The sequence below is a fragment of the Pseudoalteromonas undina genome (assembly GCF_000238275.3).
GTDB lineage: Bacteria > Pseudomonadota > Gammaproteobacteria > Enterobacterales > Alteromonadaceae > Pseudoalteromonas > Pseudoalteromonas undina.
The window spans coordinates 1,152,791-1,175,324 of the sequence record NZ_AHCF03000003.1; the positions used below are offsets into that span (position 1 = coordinate 1,152,791).

At 39.8% G+C, this 22,534-nt stretch carries 19 protein-coding genes; 11 read left to right on the forward strand and 8 right to left on the reverse strand.

What is annotated here, in order from left to right:
• Positions 1-47: 47 nt before the first annotated feature.
• Entirely contained in the window at positions 48-626 is a 579-nt protein-coding gene (locus PUND_RS08990) for a type 1 glutamine amidotransferase domain-containing protein (RefSeq protein ID WP_010390236.1), read from the forward strand.
• 65 nt (positions 627-691) lie between these two features.
• Here PUND_RS08990 and trpA read toward each other — a convergent pair whose 3' ends face one another.
• From trpA to PUND_RS09020, 6 genes are read right to left on the reverse strand one after another with little or no spacing between them, the layout of a single operon-like run.
• Positions 692-1,513: a tryptophan synthase subunit alpha gene (gene trpA / locus PUND_RS08995; protein WP_010390235.1), complete on the reverse strand. Its 822-nt coding sequence runs from the start codon at positions 1,511-1,513 to the stop codon at positions 692-694.
• Positions 1,510-2,694 (reverse strand): tryptophan synthase subunit beta, encoded by a 1,185-nt coding sequence (gene trpB, locus PUND_RS09000; RefSeq protein WP_010390233.1) that lies wholly within the window; start codon positions 2,692-2,694, stop codon positions 1,510-1,512. The genes trpA and trpB overlap by 4 nt, the downstream gene beginning before the upstream one ends.
• Before the next feature lie 7 nt (positions 2,695-2,701).
• Entirely contained in the window at positions 2,702-4,066 is a 1,365-nt protein-coding gene (trpCF, locus tag PUND_RS09005) for a bifunctional indole-3-glycerol-phosphate synthase TrpC/phosphoribosylanthranilate isomerase TrpF (RefSeq protein WP_010390231.1), read from the reverse strand.
• The gene (trpD, locus tag PUND_RS09010; protein ID WP_010390230.1) at positions 4,059-5,096 is read right to left on the reverse strand and encodes an anthranilate phosphoribosyltransferase; all 1,038 of its coding nucleotides are present in this window, start codon (positions 5,094-5,096) and stop codon (positions 4,059-4,061) included. The genes trpCF and trpD overlap by 8 nt, the downstream gene beginning before the upstream one ends.
• Before the next feature lie 10 nt (positions 5,097-5,106).
• Entirely contained in the window at positions 5,107-5,709 is a 603-nt protein-coding gene (locus tag PUND_RS09015) for an aminodeoxychorismate/anthranilate synthase component II (protein WP_010390229.1), read from the reverse strand.
• A gap of 1 nt (position 5,710) precedes the next feature.
• Positions 5,711-7,279, reverse strand: a complete 1,569-nt coding sequence (locus PUND_RS09020; protein WP_010390228.1) for an anthranilate synthase component 1 — start codon at positions 7,277-7,279, stop codon at positions 5,711-5,713.
• 443 nt (positions 7,280-7,722) lie between these two features.
• On the opposite strand from PUND_RS09020, the gene rnm reads away from it, so the two are divergent.
• The 5 genes from rnm (at position 7,723) to PUND_RS09045 (ending at position 11,317) form a co-directional block, all read left to right on the forward strand.
• Positions 7,723-8,577 carry an RNase RNM gene (gene rnm, locus PUND_RS09025; protein WP_010390227.1) on the forward strand — a complete coding sequence of 285 codons (855 nt, stop codon included), beginning with the start codon at positions 7,723-7,725 and terminating at the stop codon, positions 8,575-8,577.
• The gene (locus tag PUND_RS09030) at positions 8,574-9,194 is read left to right on the forward strand and encodes an L-threonylcarbamoyladenylate synthase (RefSeq protein WP_010390225.1); all 621 of its coding nucleotides are present in this window, start codon (positions 8,574-8,576) and stop codon (positions 9,192-9,194) included. The genes rnm and PUND_RS09030 overlap by 4 nt, the downstream gene beginning before the upstream one ends.
• Positions 9,195-9,196: 2 nt before the next feature.
• The gene (locus PUND_RS09035; protein WP_010390223.1) at positions 9,197-10,036 is read left to right on the forward strand and encodes a segregation and condensation protein A; all 840 of its coding nucleotides are present in this window, start codon (positions 9,197-9,199) and stop codon (positions 10,034-10,036) included.
• A gap of 146 nt (positions 10,037-10,182) precedes the next feature.
• On the forward strand, positions 10,183-10,734 hold the full coding sequence (locus tag PUND_RS09040; RefSeq protein WP_010390221.1) for a cytochrome b: 552 nt from the start codon (positions 10,183-10,185) through the stop codon (positions 10,732-10,734).
• Position 10,735: 1 nt separating this feature from the next.
• On the forward strand, positions 10,736-11,317 hold the full coding sequence (locus PUND_RS09045; RefSeq protein WP_010390220.1) for a YceI family protein: 582 nt from the start codon (positions 10,736-10,738) through the stop codon (positions 11,315-11,317).
• 44 nt (positions 11,318-11,361) lie between these two features.
• On the opposite strand, the gene PUND_RS09050 is transcribed toward PUND_RS09045, so the two are convergent.
• On the reverse strand, positions 11,362-12,195 hold the full coding sequence (locus PUND_RS09050) for a transporter substrate-binding domain-containing protein (RefSeq protein WP_010390219.1): 834 nt from the start codon (positions 12,193-12,195) through the stop codon (positions 11,362-11,364).
• A 122-nt stretch (positions 12,196-12,317) separates the two neighbouring features.
• Positions 12,318-12,485, reverse strand: a complete 168-nt coding sequence (locus PUND_RS09055; RefSeq protein ID WP_007375427.1) for a hypothetical protein — start codon at positions 12,483-12,485, stop codon at positions 12,318-12,320.
• 413 nt (positions 12,486-12,898) lie between these two features.
• Here PUND_RS09055 and PUND_RS09060 point away from each other — a divergent pair, with 413 nt between their 5' ends.
• From PUND_RS09060 to icd, 5 genes are all read left to right on the forward strand, one after another.
• Entirely contained in the window at positions 12,899-13,834 is a 936-nt protein-coding gene (locus tag PUND_RS09060; RefSeq protein WP_010390213.1) for an acetoacetate decarboxylase family protein, read from the forward strand.
• Between the two features lie 20 nt (positions 13,835-13,854).
• Positions 13,855-16,104: an NAD(P)-binding protein gene (locus tag PUND_RS09065; protein ID WP_010390211.1), complete on the forward strand. Its 2,250-nt coding sequence runs from the start codon at positions 13,855-13,857 to the stop codon at positions 16,102-16,104.
• A gap of 87 nt (positions 16,105-16,191) precedes the next feature.
• A complete protein-coding gene (locus PUND_RS09070; protein ID WP_010390209.1) occupies positions 16,192-18,462 on the forward strand; it encodes a TonB-dependent receptor in 2,271 nt (756 codons plus the stop codon).
• A gap of 28 nt (positions 18,463-18,490) precedes the next feature.
• The gene (locus tag PUND_RS09075; RefSeq protein WP_010390208.1) at positions 18,491-21,187 is read left to right on the forward strand and encodes a 7TM diverse intracellular signaling domain-containing protein; all 2,697 of its coding nucleotides are present in this window, start codon (positions 18,491-18,493) and stop codon (positions 21,185-21,187) included.
• A gap of 95 nt (positions 21,188-21,282) precedes the next feature.
• Entirely contained in the window at positions 21,283-22,533 is a 1,251-nt protein-coding gene (gene icd, locus PUND_RS09080; RefSeq protein ID WP_010390207.1) for an NADP-dependent isocitrate dehydrogenase, read from the forward strand.
• Position 22,534: the final 1 nt, after the last annotated feature.

A 22,534-nucleotide genomic window follows, 5' to 3' on the forward strand; every position in this document is an offset into this window, starting at 1 on the left:
GTGATATGCAAATACTGTTATGTATTGAATGAAATAAGGAGTATTTAATGAGTAACTTACATAACAGTAATCGTTTAAAAGGTAAAAAAATTGCCATTTTAGCCACCGATGGATTTGAGCAAAGCGAGTTACTCTCGCCACAGGCTGCATTAATTGAGGCGGGCGCCGATATAGATGTTGTTTCTATTAAAGAAGGGCAGATCACCGCATGGGATGAAGACAAGTGGGGTGAAAAAGTTGCTGTTGATAAATTAGCAGCCAATGCAAATGCCGGTGATTACGATGCGCTTTTACTGCCTGGTGGCTTGTTCAATCCCGATAGCTTACGCCAAGACTCGGGTGCTAAGGCATTTGTAGATGGTTTTTTTGGAGCAAAGAAAAACAAACCTGTTGCCGCTATTTGCCATGCGCCGTGGTTACTCGCAGAGATTAACAAGCTCAGAGACAAAAAGGTCACCTCATATCCGAGTATTAAAAGTGATTTAATTAATGCCGGTGCTAACTGGGTCGACCAAGAGGTGTGTGTTGATCAAGGCTTAGTGACTAGTCGCAGTCCTGCAGATTTAGACGCGTTTAATGCTAAGTTTATAGAAGAGATTCTTGAGGGTAAGCATCAAGCGCATTAAGTTTGCAGTTTAAATAAAAAAGGGCATGTTACATGCCCTTTTTTAGTGATTAAAAACGCCGTTGATTAAAGCGCTGTTGCGGCTTTCATCTCGGTTACAAATGTTTTTAATTGTGTGGTCATTGCATTTAAATCATTTAGGTTTGCTTCAATGATTTTTACTACTGCAGAACCTGAAATAGCACCCGCAGCACCGGCTTTAAGCGCAGCTTTTACATCATCAGGTGTTGAAATACCAAAGCCTAATAACGCAGGCGCACTGTGGTACTCTTGTAAGCGCGAAACCACGTGTGTTGCAGGCATTTGTGCTTTAGTATCGGTGCCTGTTACCCCTGCACGAGACAGTAAGTAAGTGTAACCGCGACCGTACGATGCGCACTCACGCAACGTATCGTCACTGGCGTTCGGCGTAGCGATAAATATCGGGTCAATACCGTTTGCCATGGCGGCTTTTCTAAACATTTTAGACTCGTGTAATGGCACATCAGCCACTAAAATAGAGTCAACGCCTACTGCTTTTGCATCAGTGTAAAACTTTTCTAAGCCACGTTTAAATATTAAGTTTGAATACAATAATAAACCAATTGGGATATCGGCATTGTACTGGCGTATTTCTTTAATAATATCAAAACAATCTTGTGTATTAATGTGCTCATCTAAAGCACGAATATTGGCCTTTTGAATAACAGGGCCGTCGGCAATCGGATCTGAAAACGGAATACCTAGCTCTAGTCCATCTGCGCCGCCATCGATTAAGCTTTTAATAATTTCAATGCTTTGCGCTTTACCCGGATCGCCAATAGTCACAAACGGTACAAATGCGCCTTGGTTTTGCTCTTTTAGTGCTGCAAACATTTGTCCGTAACGGTCAGTTTTTACTTGGCTCATAATTGACCTTCCTCTGATAATACCTTGTGTACGTGGGCTAAATCTTTATCGCCACGACCACTTAAATTAATAACAATAATACTGTCCTGCGTTTGCTCTTCTGCATATTCGAGGGCGTAGGCTAGCGCATGACTTGATTCTAGTGCCGGAATAATACCTTCGTGCTTTGCCAGTGCTTGAAAGGCATCAAGTGCTTTGGTGTCGGTAATGCCTACATATTGAGCACGGCCAGTTTCGTGCAAAAAGGCATGTTGAGGGCCAACTGCGGGATAATCTAATCCCGCCGATACAGAGTAAGACTCTTCAATTTGGCCATCTGTATTTTGCATAATATAAGTGTAAGTACCGTGTAAAATACCTTTAGTGCCTTTACAGATGGTTGCGCCATGTTCGTGCGTGTCTAACCCTTTACCTGCAGGTTCAACGCCAATAAGCTTAACGCTTGGCTCGTCAATAAAATCAGTAAACATACCAATAGCATTGGAGCCACCACCTACACACGCAATAACCGCATCAGGCAAACGGCCTTCGGCTTTAAGTACTTGTTGTTTTGCTTCTTCACCAATTATTTTTTGATATTCACGTACAATTGTTGGAAAAGGGTGAGGGCCCGCGGCTGTACCTAAAAGGTAATGAGCCTCTTGATAATTTGCTGACCAGTCACGCAATGCCTCATTAACCGCATCTTTTAGTGTGCCCGAGCCTGCCGTTACTGGAATAACTTCAGCGCCCATGAGTTTCATTCTGAATACATTTGGCTGTTGGCGTTCAACATCTTTTGCACCCATGTAAATACGGCATTTTAAGCCAAGTAATGCACAGGCAAGTGCAGTGGCTACACCATGTTGGCCGGCGCCGGTTTCTGCTATGACTTCTTTTTTACCCATGCGTTTGGTAAGCAGTGCTTGGCCTAATACTTGGTTTGTTTTGTGCGCACCACCGTGGAGTAAATCTTCACGCTTTAAGTACAGTTTTACTTTTGGGTTTTTAACTAAGTTACGCGTTAACGTAAGCGGCGTAGGGCGACCCGCATACTCGTTAAGTAATTTACTTAGCTCTGCCTGAAACTCAGGATCTTTTTGTGCTTTATTAAATTCGTTTTCTAACTGCTTAAGCGCAGGGACAAGCAGTTCCGGTACAAACATACCGCCAAACTCGCCAAAATAAGCTGGATTTTGCATTTTAACCTCAATAATTTCTGATACTTGTAAAAGCATGATGTAGTTTGTTTGCGCACTTTTTACCAGGAGACTGCTCTACACCTGAATTTAAATCAAGTCCTAAAGCTCCGTGATAGAGGGCATCGCTAATATTGTCTGGGTTTAAGCCGCCAGCAAGCATAAATGGGGTGGTCGCATCACGCAGTACCGACCAATCAAATGTTTTACCTGTGCCACCCGCGTGTGAATCACTGTGGGTGTCGTATAAATGGCGATCTGCGCCTGCTACGGGTTGTGGTAAAACATCTTTTATTGCCTGTGCTTTCCAAATTTGGCAATTACGTGGTAATTCACTACGTAATGACGCAATGTATTGTTCATCTTCTTGGCCATGTAATTGAACGGCTGATAATTTAAGTTGTTTAGCGTGTTCAGCCACATCAGGTATAGCAGCGTTAACAAATACGCCAACAAATTTTAAAGGCGCACTTTGACTGATTTCTTTAGCGCAATCTAAATCAACAAAGCGGGGTGATTTAGGGTAAAAAATCAACCCGCCATACACAGCGCCATTGCTATAGGCTGCAATAGCATCTTGATTGCGGGTTAAGCCGCACACTTTGTTTTCGCCTAATATAACGCGACGACATGCTTGTATTAGATCAGCTTCAGCCATTAATGAGCTGCCAATTAAAAAGCCATTACATAAAGGGGCTAAGCGTTTTACATCTTGATGGGTGTAAATACCTGACTCAGAAATAACCACTTTATTTTCAGGAATAAGTTTACGTAGTCGTTCTGTGGTGGCTAAGTCGGTGCTTAAATCACGCAAATCTCGATTATTAATTCCAATTATTTGTGCATTGAGTGCCAGCGCACGGTGAACTTCTTCTTCGTTACTTACCTCAGTTAATACTGACATATTTAATGAGTCGGCCACTTCATGCAGTGTTTTATATTGCTGATCGTCAAGCACAGATAGCATCAGTAAAATAGCGTCGCCGCCATAAAGACGTGCCATATAAACTTGGTACTCATCAATAAAAAAGTCTTTACAAATAAGCGGCTGTTCAACTTGGCTACGTACAAATTCAAGGTAATCAAAGCTGCCTTGAAAGTACTTTTCGTCAGTTAACACACTCATACAAGTGGCATACTGCTTATACGCTTGGGTGATTTCTGTTAAATCAAATGGCTGACGAATCAACCCCTTAGAGGGCGATGCTTTTTTGCATTCTAAAATAAACTGCGTACCAGATGCTGCCAGTGCTTTGTAAAAACTACGCTCAGTCGGTTTGGCTTGGTGCTTAAAGCTATCTAGTGGGCGTGCAGCCTTACGCTCGATTAGTTCTATTTTTTTATCAGCAATAATTTTGTCTAATACATTAGCCATGACTTACCTCAATAATTGCATTTAATGTGTCCATGGCCTTGCCTGAACGTAATAAAGAGTGTGTTATTTGTGCACCTTGTTTTAACGACTCTGCTTGGCCGGTTAAGTACAGCAATGCGGCCACATTAACAACAATTGCGGCGTTGTGTGCCTCAGTGCCTTTACCTTGTAAAATAGCAAGGCTGGCGTTTGCATTGTATTGTGGGCCTTCACCGGCTAATTGTTCAAGTGAATAGTTTGCAAGGTCAAAATCACTTGGACTGAGTGTGTACTGAGTAATTTTACCATTATTAAGCTCTACAACCTGTGTTGGGCCATGTAAGGCAATTTCGTCAGTACCAGAGCCGTGCACTATCATAGCGCGTTTAGTCCCTAGAGTATTAAGCGTTTGTGCCATTGGCAGACATAAAGACTCATCGTACACGCCGAGTAATTGCACCTCAGGAGCGGCTGGATTAGCCAGTGGCCCAAGAATATTAAAAATGGTTCGGGTTTTTAAACTGGTACGCACGTTCATCGCATGGCGTACCCCGCTGTGGTAGTGCGGTGCAAATAAAAAGGTAAAATTTGTGCTGTCTAAACAACGAGCAGCGACCTCTGGGGTCATATCGATATTGATCCCCAGTGCTTTGAGCAAGTCAGCAGAGCCAGAATTACTCGACACGCTTCGATTGCCATGTTTTACCATATTAATACCTGCCGCGGCCGCCACAATCGCGGCCGTGGTACTAATATTTATAGTGTTTGAACCATCGCCACCGGTGCCACAGCTATCAGCAAGTAGTGTTTTATTAGTGGTAAAGGCAACGGCATTTTCACGCATTGAAGCGGCAGCACCGGCAATCTCATCGCTTACTTCACCTTTCATTTTAAGGCCAATAAGTAACGCAGAGAGTTCAATGTCGCTCATATTACCTTGCATAATTTGATCAAATAGCGATTTTGCTTGCACGTAACTAAGTGACTGCTTTGTGATGATGTGCTCAATGGCGTGTTGAACATTAAGCGGGCTGTGTAATTGATTAGTCATAATGTTCCTTTTATTTGGCACGTGTTAAATAAGCAACGCTTTGCTGTAGTAGCATTGCGCCATTGGGCGTTAAAATTGACTCTGGGTGGAATTGATAGCCCAGTACATTGTCTTGATGATGATAAATAGCCATTGGTATATCTTGGTATTTGGCAATAACGGCTAAGTTATCAGGTACTTTTGTTGCCATTAAAGAATGATAACGTGCCACTGGCATGGTGCTTCCCATACCGTAAAATACAGGGTGATCATTTAAATTTATAATTGATGACTTACCATGTACGGTTTCACCAGCGTGACCGACTACTCCGCCATAGCTTTGTGTTAGCGCTTGTTGGCCTAAACAAATACCTAGCATTGGAAATTGGCCCTTACACAGGTTAATTAACTCCATAAGGCAGCCTGCATCGCTAGGTGCACCAGGGCCTGGTGATAATACCAGCAGTACTTGTCCACGCTCTGCCTGCATTTTTTCGAATATGATCTCTGCGCTAATGTTGTTTCGGTAAACTACTAACTCAGCACCTAGCATTGTTAGCTCATCAACAAGGTTGTAGCTAAATGAGTCAAAGTTATCTAAAAAGTAAATTTTAATAGGGTGTGCTTCACTCATTTTATACTGCCTTATACGTCGATTTAATCGCGGTGATCACCGCTTGGGCTTTAGCGCGCGTTTCGTTTGCCTCTGACATTGGATCTGAATCGAATACAACCCCAGCACCAGCCTGCACATAAGCAATATTATTTTTAACAAAGGCGGCACGAATAACAATACAGCTGTCCATGGCACCGTCACCGGTTAAATAGCCAACTGCGCCACCATAGCTACCGCGACGTTTGCCTTCAGTTTTGCGCACTAATTCTGCCGCACGCACTTTGGGTGCCCCCACTAAGGTACCCATATTCATACAGGCTTGATAAGCATGCAGGGCATCTAGTTCGGGTTTTAATTTTCCAACTACGCGTGATACTAAATGCATTACTTGTGAATAACGGTCTACTTTTAATAGCTCTTTGGCATGGCGAGTACCAGGCACGCTAATACGAGCAACGTCGTTACGTGCTAAATCAACCAGCATTAAGTGCTCGGCACGTTCTTTTTGATCGTTTCTGAGCTCAAGTTCAATACGGCTATCTAAATCGGGATTAATTTGTCCATTTGCAAACTTACCCCGTGAACGTGTACCTGCAATCGGATAAACCTCAACTTGTTGAGACTTAACCTCATACTTAAGCGCAGACTCTGGAGAAGCGCCAAATAATGAGAAATCTTCATCACGCATGTAAAACATGTACGGGCTTGGATTTTGCTTTTTAAGCTGGCTATAAGCATGTAATGAGTCAGGGCACGGCAATGAGAAAGTACGAGAGGGCACCACTTGAAAAATATCGCCATCAACTATGTGTTGCTTAAGTTTTATCACTTGTTGGCAATATTGCTCATCACTAATATCAACATTTACAGGGCAGTCACCTGCTTGGCTTGGGGCACTAAAGTCTGCGGCGTGGTCGCATAATGTATTCAGGCGCTCTAATTGTTTGCCCACTTCAAAACAGTTTGCGTGAACATCTGGGCCATTAAACACATTACCAATTAACTCGGTTGTTTGTTTTTGGTGATCAATAACAACCAGTGTTTCGGCTAAATAAAATACGTAGTCTGGGCAGGTATTTTCACCGTCAGGTACATCGGATAGTTGTTCAAAGTTAGCCACCATGTCGTAGGCAAATACACCGCCTAAAAACACTGAGAACGGATTGTCAGTGGTGCTTCTAATACTATTTAAACAAGTGTGTAGTGCACTAAAAGCGTTATCGGCAATCAGTTTGCTAGCTTGGTCAATGGTGTCATCGACTGGGTGATACTCAAGTGTGAGTGTGGTATCGGTTAACTGTGAAGCGCAGTTTTGTACATTAGCCTGCAAATAGTTAAGTAGTTGTTGGCCGTTGTTTGATTGTGCACTGATGCTCACTTGGTTGCCTTGGCAAACAATACGCAATGCACAATCAACCAGTATTAAGCTTTTTACGCTATCTTTTGAATCTATTTCTGCAGATTCAAGCAATAGTGAGTTAGGTTTATCAAGTGCCGCATACAAGGCAAGTGGGCTACTTATGTAGTCTCGTACTTGCGTTATGCTTGTCACTTCACCTGGTGTTGTTGTTATATGACTAAAAATCAAACCTCATCCCCTAAAAAATAAAACCCCGCAATGCTAAGCAGTGCGGGGTTTGAATAACGATGTCTAAATTATAGATAGACCATTACCGTCCCGCTATGCCAAGCGCCACCACCAATGATGTGTAAGAGTGTTTACGTTATTCATGTTTTTAATTCCTGTTAATCTTGTATTGCAAAATTTAGTGATAAAAAAACCCGCATGGTAGCGGGTTAGAATTTTTTGTTTAGACACGACAATTCATCACCCTTTGTTTTAAGAGTGCCACCACCAGATGATGTTTTGAATTGTATTTTTCATTGTTATTTATTCTTTAATGTCTAAAAGTGGCTACAGTAAAACGTATCAACTGCTTTTGTGTCAAGTGTTTATTTAAAACAATTTCGTTAAAAAACTTGTTATACTGTGTGAAACACCATTAAACCATTAATTAAAGTAGTTTTCATTTGATAAAATACGACTTACATAGCCATACAACACACTCAGACGGACATTTAACCGTTGAGGAACTATTAGCGCGAGCAGTCGATAAAAACATTGATGTATTTGCCATTACCGATCACGATACTGTGGCCGCAATTGAGCCTGCGCAGGCTTTTATCAAACGTGAAAACTTGCCGCTTAAACTGATTAATGGGGTTGAAATATCAACCAAATGGGAGAGTTTTGAAATACATATTGTTGGGCTTAACATTGATACCAATGATAGCACTTTGCATACATTACTTAGCGAGCAACAGCAAAAGCGCGAAACCCGTGCAATTGAAATAGGCCACCGATTAACTAAAAATGGCTTTGAGGGTATTTATCAACAAGCCCGCGAGCTGGCTGAAAATGCGCAAATTACTCGCGCTCACTTTGCCAGAGCTTTAATTGAGCGAGGTGTGGCTAAAAACTTTCCTGGGGTATTTAAAAAGTACTTAGGGCGAGGAAAAACCGGTTACGTACCGAGTAACTGGTGTGATATGCAAACGGCAATTTCAGCGATTCATGCCGCCGGTGGGGTGGCTGTTTTGGCGCACCCAAGTAGCTATAAAATGTCGAATAAGTGGTTGCGTAAACTACTCGTAGAGTTTAAATCAGTGGGCGGTGATGCAATGGAAGTTGCCCAACCGCAACAGGCCCCGAGTGAGCGTCAGTTTTTAGGCTTATTGAGTCAAGAATACGATTTGCTTTGCTCTCAAGGCTCTGATTTTCATTTTCCGACTAGTTATTTAGAACTTGGAAAAAATTTATACTTACCTAAAGATTGCCAAGGGGTTTGGCAAACATGGGAAAAGCACGAAGGAGTTGCATTATGAGTCAATTATTTCATATACATCCGGATAACCCACAGCCTAGACTAATTTCTCAAGCTGTTGATATTATTAAACAGGGCGGCGTAGTTGTGTACCCAACAGATTCGGGATATGCGATTGGCTGTAATTTAGGTAACAAACAAGCAAAAGAGCGCATAGAGCGTATTCGTGGTATTGAAAAACACCATAATTTTACTTTAGTGTGCCGCGATTTATCTGAGCTTTCTACTTATGCTCGGGTAGATAACCAAATGTTCAGGCTGATCAAAAATAATACCCCAGGGCCTTATACGTTTATTTTTAAAGGCACGAAAGAAGTACCTAAACGCTTATTAAACGATAAGAAAAAAACCATAGGCATTCGTGTTATTGAACACCCAATTGCTTGTGCGTTACTTGCTGAATTGGGGGAGCCATTAATGTCATGCTCACTTATTTTACCGGGTGATGAATACACGCAAGCGGACCCCGATGACATTTTGGATCGTCTAGATAAGCATGTCGATTTAATTATTCATGGCGGATACCTCACAGAGCAAGCAACCACGGTAATTGATTTATCAGAGGACGATATTCAAATTTTACGTGTAGGCTGCGGTGATACGGCTCCATTTGAATAACAATGAAAAAGCCTGACACGGTTTCGTTAACACCTACAGATATGCCAGTGCAGCAAAAGCTGCCACTGGCATTTTTGCATGGGAAAGCCGTTGTTGAAAAGCCTGAAGATTTATATATTCCGCCTGATGCGCTTGAAGTTATTTTAGAAACCTTTGAAGGTCCGTTAGATCTGTTGCTTTATTTAATTAAAAAGCACAAGTTAGATGTTCTCGAATTATCTATATTTAGCATTACTGAGCAGTATGTAAAATATGTAGAAATGATGAGTGAGTTTCAGTTAGAACTCGCCGGCGAATATCTCGTAATGGCAGCATTGCTGGCGCAGATTAAGTCGCGGTTGTTACTGCCAGTGCATGAGGAATTAGAAGAAGAGGAAGATCCCCGCGCCGAACTTATAAAACGTCTACAAGAGTACGAACAATTTAAAAAAGCGGCCGAAAATATCGATTCTTTGCCCCGCGTTGGTCGCGATATATTTATCGCCAATGCAACTTTCCCAGAGTTAGAAGAAAAAAACCAACCCTTACCTGAACTGGCAATCAAAGATCTATTGTTAGCGCTAAGCGACGTAATGGCGCGTGCTAAAACATTTGAGCATCATTTAATTAGCGCAGAAACCCTGTCAACTCGTGAACGTATGAGTTTAATTTTACACACACTATCCCAAGCAAAAGCACCTGTTGCGTTTACCCAACTGTTTACCTTTGAAGAGGGCCGCAGTGGAGTAGTTGTTAGTTTTATTGCCATGTTAGAACTAATCAAAGAGGGCTTAATTGCTTGCTTACAAGTTGAGTCTGATAGCCAAATATATGTATCTCTTAATGAGCCTGCCGAAAGTTAACCTCCCATAAAGTTTTTTGCAATTATACTAAATTAATAGACTTTACTGTGCGTATACGCACGATAAGTGTTTGCATATGCTATTTTAATCGCCACTCATCCATTATATCGTAGTGTTATTACTAGATTAGAGATTGGCGATAAGCAATGTTTAAAAACTCAAAAACCGGTTATGGCCTGATGGCTATATTTTTACACTGGTTAATGGCGTTGACTGTCTTTGGTTTGTTTGGTTTAGGCTTATACATGGTTGAGCTAACTTACTATGATAGCTGGTACAAAGGCTCATTAGATTTGCATAAAAGCATAGGGCTGAGTTTAGCGGCTGTATTTGTTTTTAGACTGTTATGGCGTCGATTTAATGTAAAACCTAGCCCTATTGGGACCAACACTCAATTAAATCAGCTGGCCCAAACCGCACATATTTTAATGTATCTGTTTTTAGTGATTATTATGGTGTCTGGGTATCTAATCTCTACTGCTGATGGGCGACCAATCGAAGTGTTTGGCTTGTTTTATGTCAAAGCCATCGACTTTACCTTTGATTCTCAGGCAGATATAGCAGGGCAGATCCATTATTACAGCGCATGCTTACTGATTGGGTTTGTGGTGCTGCATATTTTAGGTGCGTTAAAACACCACTTTATAGATAAAGATAAAACATTAATTAGAATGATCAAATTACAAAAGGAAGCTTAAAATGAAAAAGTTACTATTAACTTCAGCGTTATCAGCAGCGATGTTTATGACAGCTACCGATGCTAGTGCTGCAGACTATGTTATTGATACCAAAGGAGCACATGCCTTTGTTAATTTTAAAATTAAACATTTAGGTTACAGCTGGTTGCACGGGCGTTTTAACACCTTTGATGGGCAGTTTAACTACGACGCTAAAAACCCAAACGCATCTCAAATTAGTGTAAATATCGACACAGCAAGCCTAGATTCAAACCATGCTGAACGAGATAAACACTTACGCGGTAGCGACTTTTTAAATGTAAGCAAATACCCACAGGCTAGCTTTAAAAGTACAGCAATTAAGTTTGATCAAGACGGTGAAGAAGCCACAGTAACCGGTGAGTTTACCCTTCATGGTATTACTAAAACAATTAGTTTTGAAATTGATAAGATTGGTGAAGGTAAAGATCCATGGGGTGGTTACCGTGTTGGTTTTGAAGGTGAAACCAGCTTAAAACTAGCTGATTACGGTATTGATTACGATTTAGGCCCAGCGTCAACGCACGTTGATATTGGTTTATTTATTGAAGGTATTCGTCAATAATACCGTTTTATAGTTAAAGCTAAGCGTTATCACGCTTAGCTTTTTTATTGTAAATGCGCTTCTAATTTTGATTTTAAGTGACTTGGTAACCACCGAGTTAATACTTGTTTATAGTCTTCAGTTTGCTTAATTAGTTTGAGTTGCTGATTGAGTGTGGCAATATCTTCTGCGCCTTGCTCGTTTTTAGTACAGCCAATGTAACCGTAACTAATTTTTGGTGCCTCAGTCAGCATGCGCTGCGTTAAATTGTCACTAAACCCCATCGTTTTTGCTAAATAATAATGCTCACTGGGGTAGCCTAATAAAATATCAATTCGCTCTAAGTTAAGCATATAGGTTAATGTACTGAGGGTATCGCGAGTAGGTCTAATGACAATATTTGTATTAGGTGTGGTATTAATTACCTTATCAATTTCACTGCCGTATGAGCGATTCATCGATACACCCAAGGTGAGCTTTTTATTTACTAATAAATTAGTTAACGACACTGATTTACTGCTTTCAATACCTAGCGCAATGCTCAGCTTTTGATGCATGGCAATAGATGGAGAAAGACCAGCTGTAGAGCTTTGGTGCGTGAAATAAACACGTTCTTCTCGATATTTGTTTTTATAAAGTGATAATGCGCATGCATTTGATTGCAGGTTAGCGAGTTCCTGAATAACTTTACCAGAGGGAATAATGATACGTTCAAAGTTAATATGCGGAAGTTGTTGCTCTAACAGTGAAATAATACTTTCATCACGGCCCTGAGATTTATCCGGACCGTTTAAAATATAATAGGGCGCAAAGTCATGCGTTATCCATTTTATTGTTCTGGCATCACACTTTGTGCTTAAAAATACACAGACGAACAGTATTAACCACGAAAACCGCATTTTCACTACAACAAATAAATAAACATGGATTTAAGTGTAGTCAGTAATACACCAAAAAGTAAAATGCCAGCATAAAGCTGGCATTTTAATTTATTTATAAGTTAAACACTTATAAATAATAATTAACTGGCTTTCAGCCATTTTACAAATTGACGTGCATCACTTGCTTTTTGAAACAATGCATTTTTCAAACCTTGTGTATCGCTGAAGATTACACGATGTTTGTTAACCGAAATTGATTGCACTGGATGTGCTATTTGGATCATAGATCCGTTATATTTGTATGACATAATAAAACTCACTTTATTTTTGTTATTTATTCTGGGCTTTTTCTTAAAGCACATTACAGATGATAAATAATCTAATTGTGTTTAGCTTCATTACAGTGTTGACGATCTTTATGACACTTTTACGATGATATTAAAAATAAATCATCAAGGTATTAATAGGGGTTCTCGCCGTACAATAACTTAGCTTTTGAATATACGTTTTGCGGGGCTTACTGGATCAGGGTAAAGAGGTTAACCGCTAGGGCTTTTTATAGCCAAGCAGCGATATTACGTCACAATATTTTTCTTTGCAAGCAATTTATTAAAATACTTTGAATTGAGTGGAATTCACATATAGCCATAAATATTAATTCGTAAAGGTCAACAGACCCAAATATATCTGACTATACTCAGTTTTTAACTGAGGGGGTCAAATGAACTCACTATCTGCGCCATATCAACATTTTTTATCTAATCCAATAGCAAAGCCGCCTTGTCGTATGCACAATGCAAATATGTATGGTTTTTTTGCTGAAATAGAATCTAATAAAGCACAAAAGTATATTGATTCAACGTTAAACATAGGGGAGGAGGGTAATATTTATTTTAAAATACTTGGCGAGTTTGCACTTATTACATTTACAGATATTGAAAAAATAGCCTCGATGACCCCGCCATTCGATCAGCATGGTTGGATGCAAGAAACAGATATTATCATTTGGTTGCCTGTCGCTAAGGTTGAGGATGAAGATATAACCTACTTATATTGGTATCCAGCGTTTATCTGTGTTAACAACATTTATGCACTTATTAATGGTCGCGAAACATGGGGCTATAATAAGTATTTGTGTGACTACACCATGCCCAGCTGTGTATCTGAGCTATCGAATTTTTCAATATCTTTAGAGTGCTTTGAACATTTCTCCCCTGAATCAAAGCTACAAATGCATGAGCTATTTTCAATTACTATAAATTCTAAACACCAAGATAGCGATTTCTTATCTATTATTGATAACTTTGGCGATCAAGTAGCAAATTTGTTTTCTCGCAAACATTTAGATATTGATTTTTCATTATTAAAGCAGTTATTGAGTGGCTTTGTTAATCCACAAATGGATCAAATTTTGTTAAAACAATTTCCTGATGGCAGTGGCGATTCAGCGGTATACCAGAGCGTAATGCACTCACCTTCAATGATTAAAAAAATACATAGCTTTAAATTTTTGAAACCTGAGTTTACTTTGCATCTTAATAAATTAGATAGTTTTCCACTTGCCGATATGTTTGGTCTAAAGTTAGGTAGTCAAGCGCTGCACTTACCTTTTTATGTGCAAATGGATTTCGACCAGTTAGCCGCAACTAAAATTTAAATTGCTTAGAAGGATTTACCATGAACCAAGAAAAAATCGTGATAATTGGTGGCGGTGTATCGGCTATGACTGCTGCACTGTATTTAACTGAGCAACCTGACTGGCAACAGCATCGAACTATCACAGTATACCAACAAGGCTGGCGTTTGGGTGGTAAAGGAGCAAGTGGTCGAAATGCGGCTAGCGGGCAGCGTATTGAAGAGCATGGCTTACATGTTTGGTTTGGTGCTTATGTAAATAGCTTTAAAACAATAGAAACGGTTTACACTAAGTTACAACGGCCAGCCGATTCACCTTTATCTACATGGCAGCAAGCATTAAAACCGCATAGCTTTATAGCCTTAGAAGAATATATTGATGACCAATGGCAAACATGGCCAATTGATTTCCCATTACTTGCAGGGAATCCTGTTGATGGAAGTTTAGATATAACGCCATGGGATTTTATTAAAATGACCCTAGCTTGGCTAAAAAAGTGGATATTTGATTTACAGTCAGCAGCAAAAAAAGCTAATAAAAATATACAATTAAGTACAAAAAAAACACGAGACCAATCTTTATTACGGCACTTGCACCAACAAATAACAGATTTGGTTGATGATACCGAAGATGCTTGGCGAGATTTTGCTGATGATATAAAACAATATTCGAGTGAAGTTGCTTCTACTCCAAGCTTATTAATCAATACATTAAATAAGTTTGCCCACGCCGACAATACATTAAACCCCCAAGTACATGAGAAAAAAGATGGCCTTGTTATTTGGTATATAGTTAGAAAGCTAAAGCGCTGGCTTAATAGCGAAATGATTGAGTTGTTAGACAATAATGCGCAGCTTAGACGATTATATATTTGCGCAGACCTTGCTATCGCAATGCTAGTTGGTTTGGTAAAAGACAAAGTATATCGAGAAGGGTTTGAGGTTATAAATAAATTTGATTTTAGGCAATGGCTTATAAGAAATGGGGCAAATGAGCAATACAGTGCTAATTCGGCGCCTATACGAGGGTTTTATGATTTGGTGTTTGCGCACCCTGCGGGTGACCTAAGTAAGCCGAATGTTGAGGCTGGTGTCGCATCACTGGCTATGTTACGCATCGCGCTGTGTTACCGCGGAGGGGTCATGTGGAAAATGCAAGCGGGGATGGGCGATGTCATCTTTGCTCCCTTATACGAACTACTAAAAAAAAGAGGGGTTAAGTTTGAGTATTTTCATCAATTGCAAAACCTGACTCCCAGCCTAAGTGAGCAAGGAGAGAGTTTTGTCGAGACCGTTGAACTTCAGCAACAAGTTTCTTTTCTCGCAGACGCAGAGTATCAACCACTGGTTAATGTTAAAAAACTACCTTGTTGGCCAAGTGAACCACTTTATGCGCAAATTAATAGTGAACAAGCCGCACTATTAAAGCAGCATGATATTAATTTAGAATCTTTTTGGTCAGACTGGCCGTCTCAATACGAAAACCATTTTGGGCAGCCACTGCCAATAAAAAAATTAAACTACAAAGAAGATTTTGACAGAATTGTGTTGGGTGTATCTGTGGCGTCACTTGAGCACGTATGCCCTTCATTATTAGCGTGGGATACTAAATTTGCAGCGCAAGCAAAGCAAGTCAAAACGGTGGCAACCCAAGCTGCCCAACTATGGCTTAATAAAACAGACGAGCAATTAGGCTGGCAATATATTCCAAAGAGTAAAGAAGGCCCAATTCTAAGTGGCTTTAGCGAACCATTTGATACGTGGGCGGCAATGATGAATTTAGTCGACAAAGAGCAGTGGCCTACTGATTGCCCTCCTAAAAACATTGCTTATTTTTGCAGTGTTTTTCCTTGTGAGTACTATCCACCAAAAAGTGAATATCAATTTCCTCTACAGGCTAAATCGCAAGTAAAGGTAAATCTAGAAGCAATACTAGAAAAAAACATGCAGTCCTTATGGCCGCTTGCATATCAAAATAATGAGTTCGACTGGTCTGTATTATATGAAATATCGTCATCAGGGGATGAACGATTAAATGCTCAATACTGGCGAGTAAACGTTGACCCAAGTGAGCGTTATGTTTTGTCAGTTGCGGGTTCAAGTAAGTATCGACTGGCGACAGATGAAACAAAATTTACAAACCTTTTTATTACCGGTGACTGGATTAAAACGGGTGTTAATGCCGGTTGTGTTGAAGCGGCTGTTATGGCAGGTATGCAAACAGCCAGAGCAATGGTGGGTTACCCACAACACATTAGTGGCGAAAATGCATTTGCAGTTATCAAAAATTAAAATACTCTTCCAGCACAGCTTTAATCGGTTGATTAGTATATAGTTAAACATGTTGTTTACATTTATTTAGCGCAAAGGTCACGTGAAATGAAAAATAAAGGCAAGCTTCTCAATAAAAATATATGGTTGGTATGCTTACTAGGCTTTTTACTGCCACTGCAGGCGAAAGTAGTGGTAGAGGGTAAAAGTGATGACCAACCGAACATGGAAATCATTGAGGTTTATGCGCAAAAAAGAGCCCAAAAAATTGAAGAAGTCGGCATTTCTGTAAGCACAATAAAAGGGGACGATCTCAAAGCGCAACAGGTTAAAGACTCAACAGAGTTATCTGTATTTGCCCCAAATTTAAAAATTAGTCAAAACGCAGCGGAAGGCACACCACCAGCAGTTAATATTCGTGGCGTAGGGCTAGTTGATTATAACACCGCTAATACATCGCCGGTAGCGATGTATGTGGATGATATAGCTGTGGGCTCTGCCAGTAACCAAATTGTAAACTTATTTGATATCGAGCAAATTGATATTTTGCGTGGCCCTCAAGGAACTTTATTTGGTCGTAACTCTACTGGCGGGGCTATTTTAATCCGTTCTAAACGCCCTGAGTTTGAACAAAGTGGTTATTTAAGTGCTGGTATTGCTAATAACAACGCGACCAGTGTAGATGCTATGTTTAATTCAGCTATTGGAGACAACACAGCCGTTCGTGTTGCGCTAAACCATAAAAATTATGATTATTCTACAAACAATATTTTCGCTGATTCACCAACAGCGGGCATGCGGCAAACAAATGGCCGAGTGTCCTTTTTAGCTGACTTTGACACTGTGCAGTTGTTGATAAAAGGGCATATTTCTGATTGGGATGGCATAGTTCAGCCTGTTGGCAGTATTGGGGTTATTGCAAACCCATTAACAGGAGAGCGATGCTCGCCAGCACAAGCAGGTTCAACCACCTGTTTTGATAACTTTGGATTTAATGATGGCAGTGATGATTTTTATACAGTAAGCGTTAATAATAATTCGCCACATAAAACCGATGGTAAGGGGGTTAGTGCCCATGTTAATTGGCAATTGGATACACACAATGAGCTTATTTCACTAACTAGCTATAACAAGTTAAAGCGTGATCATGCCTTTAACTGTGATGGCTCTCCAGCACGGTTATGTGAAGGCAATTTAGGTTTAAATACTGATTTAGTAACGCAAGAGTTTCGGTTGCAATCTCAGCTCGCAGAGCATTTTCTTACAACGGGAATTTATTATGCTGATGAGTCTATTATTCAAGACAATGTAAATGATATTTTGCGAGATTATCGAGGCATTTTAGAGACAGATTTAACCGCTACTTTTTTCTATGATAATAGGATAAAAACAAAGAGCATTGCAGCGTTTACCCAACTTGACTATCAATTAAACCAAGATTGGCTAATTACCGCTGGGCTTCGTTATTCTTATGAGTATTTAGATTACGACTCAACATCCCAGCTTAATATTATTTTAGACCCTAACGATTTAACCGGAGTTAAGGTGCCATTTTATCGTGTTCAGGGAGAGCAATCAGATAATGGCATTTCTGGTCAGTTGGCTGTGAACGTTAAGCTAGATGATGCAACCTATGCCTATTATCGATTTGCTAATGGCGCAAAAAGCGGAGGCTATAACGGTGGGTTTTTATCATCGGTTGAACAAGCACAGCTTGCTGATTATCAAAAAGAACGATTGAACTCACATGAAATTGGCTCAAAGTCTTGGTGGCCACAGTTGGGCATGCGATTTAATTGGGCTGCATTTTATTATGATTATAATGACCAACAGGTGTTTATGAATCAGCCTTCAGTATCTGATCAGAGCCCGCCTATTCAATTATTAGAAAATGTGGCAGATTCGACTATATATGGCCTAGAGGCTGATTTTGAGTATTGGCTGACCGATGATTTGAATGTTAAGTTTGCTATGGGTTATATACCCCATGCAGAGTTTGAAGAATATGTTGATCCTTTAGGTAACGCATTAACAGATAATCGTTTGCCGTTTACCTCAAAATGGAATCTCAGTGCAGGCATTGAATACACGCTCGTGCTGGCTAATCACCCACTAACAACGCAATTATTAGTTGATTATCAATCCGACTATTATTTTGATCAGAATCAAAACCCTTATGCTATGCAAGATGGCTATAGTATTTTTAACGCAAACATACATTATCAACATGATAACTGGGCGATTGCTATTTGGGGGAAAAATCTCTTTGGTACGCAATATAGTCATTTAAAATTTGATTTAAGCTCTTTCCTTGGCATGCTTGAAGACTTTAAAGGTGAAGGCAGGCGTTTTGGTTTAGATGTTAGTTATCAGTTTTAATTTTAGTCTTTAAATTAAGGTGCGAAGTATGCCAATGAAGGCAGTTCTAAAGCTATTTTTATATTGTGTATTTTTGTGCTTTAGCAATTTAGCGCCGGCAGATACACTCGCTCCTATTGTTTATACTTTAAAACAACAAGATACTGATTTGCTCGGTCAGGGTCATGTATTTCAGGTAACGAGTGGTACTTTTCCCCGTAACCACAGTGAAATAGAAATGTGGCTTGAAGATAAACAACCACAATCAAGAACATCGTTTTTTGGTGGTAGTTTTTGGTTTGTCATAGCACTTGAAAATAAAACAGACTTAGATGAACTGGTGCTCTATCCGTATAACACGTTACTTTCAAAAATCGAAACCCGGATTTATGATATATCGAACTTTGATGAACCAATAAAGCAGTATGTCACTGGGGGGCTTTACCCAAATGAGTTTGCATTTCACTATGGAAATAAAGTTAAGCTGGCGCCTAATCGTTCTTACGTATTAATTGCAAAATTTCAAAGTGAATATTTTTATACTCCACCAAAATTAGTGCTTTCATCTTATGACGATTTTTTTGTAAGAAAAACCTCAGACAACATGATTATGTTGCTGTGCTTTGGGGTTGGTATTGCGTTAGGTTTATACAATTTTCTTATTTACTTGGGGGATAGAGATAAAACCCATTTGTACTATGCCATGTTCACAGCATGCTGGGTGTTGGCTTGGAGTCAGTTTTTTCATATACCGGATCAAATTTTTGGTTTTTACAATGCCCATTTTCATTGGTTAGGTTTTACTTTAATTCCCATCACAAATATTTTATTTTTTAACAGCTTACTTAAATTAAAAGACACGTCTCCTAAGTTATCTCGATTATCAATCTACTTAGGCATTGTTGCCACCGCAGGCGCACCTTTTGCAATGGTTTGGCCTGGTTTTGGCTTTATTTGGGCCACTTTAGTGACAGGGGCAACTTTATCTTTAGGTATGGTTGTTGGTATACGAAGCTGGATCAGTGGCTTTAAGCCGGCTCGCTATTTTGTTCTCGCCTATTTGGCTATGGCCATTCCTAATATGGTTGGCAATTTAACTAATCTAGGAATTATTGAGCCAATAAAAATGGATCTCTATTTACTTGGGCTTATTGGCACAGCGCTCGATGCGGTATTACTTGCTTTTGCTGTCGCAAATAAATTCAGTATTTTGCATCATCAGAATGTTGAATTGACTAAAAATTTGGAACACAAGGTTAAGCTGCGTACCCAAGAGTTACAACAATTGGCGGAGGAGCTTCGTGATGCAAGTGAAGCTAAAAGTCGATTTTTAGCCAATATGAGCCATGAGATCCGCACCCCAATGACATCCATTATTGGTTATGCTGATGGGATAATTTTAGGTGATATACAGCCTCATGAAAGAAATCATGGGATCAGGGTGATTTTGCAAAACAGTCGTCATGTACTTGGGCTAATTAACGATATTTTGGATATGTCGAAAATTGAGGCTAACCGTTTAGAGATAGAATTAGTTGAAACGGATTTGTTTGCCACTATTGCTGAAATTGAATCATTACTAGGAAAGCAAATCCGCGATAAAGGCTTAAAATTCAAAGTTGATTATCAATTTCCATTACCAGATTGGATAGTCTCAGATCCAACTCGACTTAGGCAAATATTATTAAATTTAGCAACCAATGCACTTAAATTTACTACCCAGGGCTACATAATGCTGACGGTGAGTTGCAATCAAAAGCAACTAATAATTAAAGTTAAAGACACCGGTATTGGTATGACCGAAAGCGAGCAAAAAGACCTATTTACTCCCTTTCACCAAGCTGACTCGTCAATTTCTCGTAAATACGGTGGTACTGGACTTGGCTTAAATATATCAAAAAGCTTAGCAAATAAACTAAATGGCGATATTACTGTATTTTCTGTGGTAGGTAAGGGTAGCGAGTTTTGCTTTACTATGGAGTTAAATACAACCGAACATACACAATGGGTTAACGCATTTGACGATATACGTAAACCACAAACCAAAGAGCTACTTTTAAATAATAGTCAGCGAAATTTAGTGGGTAGAGTACTTGTGGCTGAAGACCATCCAGAAAATCGTCAGCTTATTAAGCGAATTTTAGAGCGGATGGGGTTAACCGTTGTCGCTGTTGAAAATGGTCGAGATGCAGCGCAAGCAGCGATGGATGAAAGCTTTGACTTAATTTTATTAGATATTCAAATGCCAATTATGGATGGTGAGCAAGCAATTAAGATTATACAAGCAACAGGGGTAACAACACCCATTGTGGCGCTCACTGCTAACACGATGAAGCATGAAATTGATCGCTATTTAAAACAAGGTTTTACTGATCATATTGCCAAACCTATAGATAGAAGCTGTTTTAGTAGTAAAATTGCAAGTTATCTTGATATTGATATATGCGAGAACATTAAGCTACCCGATGAGGAGTTTGCACTACTCAAGCAAGAATATATTAAAGGGTTAAATAAACAAAAAGACACGTTAGTGTCTCAATTTAAGCAGGGTGATATAACGAGTTTTGCACGCAGCGTGCATATGATCAAAGGAACGGCTGGAATGTTTGAATGCAAAGCGTTGTATAAACAGGCTGTTGATTTTGAAACAAACTTAAAGTCTTCACCTGACGCTTTCGACATACAACAAGTTGAGGCTCTACTCAATGCGATTGACGTTATTTTAACCGTTAAAAAAGCACCTTAAATTTTACATTTTATCGTTGAATAACCGCTATACGCTTTGTTATGAAGACAACTAGGGTTATGCATGCTTAAATATATTCTCTTGTAGGAGGACGTATGCAGTATCAACATATTAAGGTGCCAGACAATGGCGACAATATTCACATTGATGATCAAGGACAGTGGCATATACCCGAACAACCTATTATTGCCTATATTGACGGTGATGGTGTTGGCTTAGATGTGATGCCAGTAATGCGTCAAGTAGTGGATGCTGCCATAGAACATTGTTATGGCAAGGAACGTAAGATACATTGGATGCAGGTGTATAATGGTGAACAAGCGGCTAAGCTTTATGATGGCGACTGGTTCCCTCAAGAAACCATTAATGCAGTACGTGAATGCAAAATTGCTATAAAAGGGCCGCTAACCACACCTTTAGGCGGTGGCTTTCGCTCTCTTAATGTTGCGCTTCGCCATGAAATGGATTTATTTGTTAATATGCGTACTATAAAAGGCTTTAGTGCTTTACCCTCGCCATTAAAAAACCCCTTTACCACTAACATTACCGTGTTGCGCGATAGTAGTGAAGATGTTTATTCAGGAATTGAATGGCAGGCGGGGAGTGTTGAAAGTGAAAAAGTGCTCGATTTTTTGTGTGAAGAAATGGGCGTAACCCGTCTTCGTTTCGCTCAAGAGTGTGGTATAGGGATTAAAAATATATCTAAAGAAGGGTCAGAGCGATTAATACGCTTTGCCATTAATTATTCCCTTAAAAATGAGAGAGAGTCACTTACGTTAGTGCATAAAGGTAATGTTCTTAAATTTACCGATGGGGCGTTTAAACGCTGGGGCTTTGCGCTCGCAAAACAAGAATATAATGCCAAAGAACATGAAAATGGGCGTTGGCTTGAAATACAACGAACCAATTTACCCCCCTTGATTATTAAAGAAGTGATTGCCGATAATATGTTGCAGCAATGCTTGATGGATCCTGCGCAATTTGATGTGGTGGCTACTACAAATCAAAATGGTGACTTTTTAGCCGATATGCTCAGTGCACAGGTTGGGGGGGTAGGGATTATGCCTGCCGCCAATTTAAATACAGAGGTTGCTTTTTTTGAGCCGACACATGGCACATTCGAGCGAATAGCTGGTCAAGATAAGGCAAACCCAAGTAGTAGCTTATTAAGCGCGGTGCTAATGCTAAAATTTATGGGATGGGTTGAAGCGGCATGTTTAATCGAAAACGCCTTAGAAACTACATTTGCCAGTGGGCAGGTAACTTTTGATTTGGCTCATTCAAATCATAACTCGACAACCTTAAGCTGCAAACAATTTGCTAGTAAGGTTATCGAGCACTTTTAAA

Excerpts from the sequence above, each read along its gene's own strand:
- PUND_RS08990 (WP_010390236.1), top strand. The coding sequence starts at position 48 with ATGAGTAACTTACATAACAGTAATCGTTTAAAAGGTAAAAAAATTGCC.
- trpA (WP_010390235.1), bottom strand. The coding sequence starts at position 1,513 with ATGAGCCAAGTAAAAACTGACCGTTACGGACAAATGTTTGCAGCACTA.
- trpB (WP_010390233.1), bottom strand. The coding sequence starts at position 2,694 with ATGCAAAATCCAGCTTATTTTGGCGAGTTTGGCGGTATGTTTGTACCG.
- trpCF (WP_010390231.1), bottom strand. The coding sequence starts at position 4,066 with ATGGCTAATGTATTAGACAAAATTATTGCTGATAAAAAAATAGAACTA.
- trpD (WP_010390230.1), bottom strand. The coding sequence starts at position 5,096 with ATGACTAATCAATTACACAGCCCGCTTAATGTTCAACACGCCATTGAG.
- PUND_RS09015 (WP_010390229.1), bottom strand. The coding sequence starts at position 5,709 with ATGAGTGAAGCACACCCTATTAAAATTTACTTTTTAGATAACTTTGAC.
- PUND_RS09030 (WP_010390225.1), top strand. The coding sequence starts at position 8,574 with ATGAGTCAATTATTTCATATACATCCGGATAACCCACAGCCTAGACTA.
- PUND_RS09035 (WP_010390223.1), top strand. The coding sequence starts at position 9,197 with ATGAAAAAGCCTGACACGGTTTCGTTAACACCTACAGATATGCCAGTG.
- PUND_RS09040 (WP_010390221.1), top strand. The coding sequence starts at position 10,183 with ATGTTTAAAAACTCAAAAACCGGTTATGGCCTGATGGCTATATTTTTA.
- PUND_RS09045 (WP_010390220.1), top strand. The coding sequence starts at position 10,736 with ATGAAAAAGTTACTATTAACTTCAGCGTTATCAGCAGCGATGTTTATG.
- PUND_RS09050 (WP_010390219.1), bottom strand. The coding sequence starts at position 12,195 with ATGCGGTTTTCGTGGTTAATACTGTTCGTCTGTGTATTTTTAAGCACA.
- PUND_RS09055 (WP_007375427.1), bottom strand. The coding sequence starts at position 12,485 with ATGTCATACAAATATAACGGATCTATGATCCAAATAGCACATCCAGTG.
- PUND_RS09060 (WP_010390213.1), top strand. The coding sequence starts at position 12,899 with ATGAACTCACTATCTGCGCCATATCAACATTTTTTATCTAATCCAATA.
- PUND_RS09065 (WP_010390211.1), top strand. The coding sequence starts at position 13,855 with ATGAACCAAGAAAAAATCGTGATAATTGGTGGCGGTGTATCGGCTATG.
- PUND_RS09070 (WP_010390209.1), top strand. The coding sequence starts at position 16,192 with ATGAAAAATAAAGGCAAGCTTCTCAATAAAAATATATGGTTGGTATGC.
- PUND_RS09075 (WP_010390208.1), top strand. The coding sequence starts at position 18,491 with ATGCCAATGAAGGCAGTTCTAAAGCTATTTTTATATTGTGTATTTTTG.
- icd (WP_010390207.1), top strand. The coding sequence starts at position 21,283 with ATGCAGTATCAACATATTAAGGTGCCAGACAATGGCGACAATATTCAC.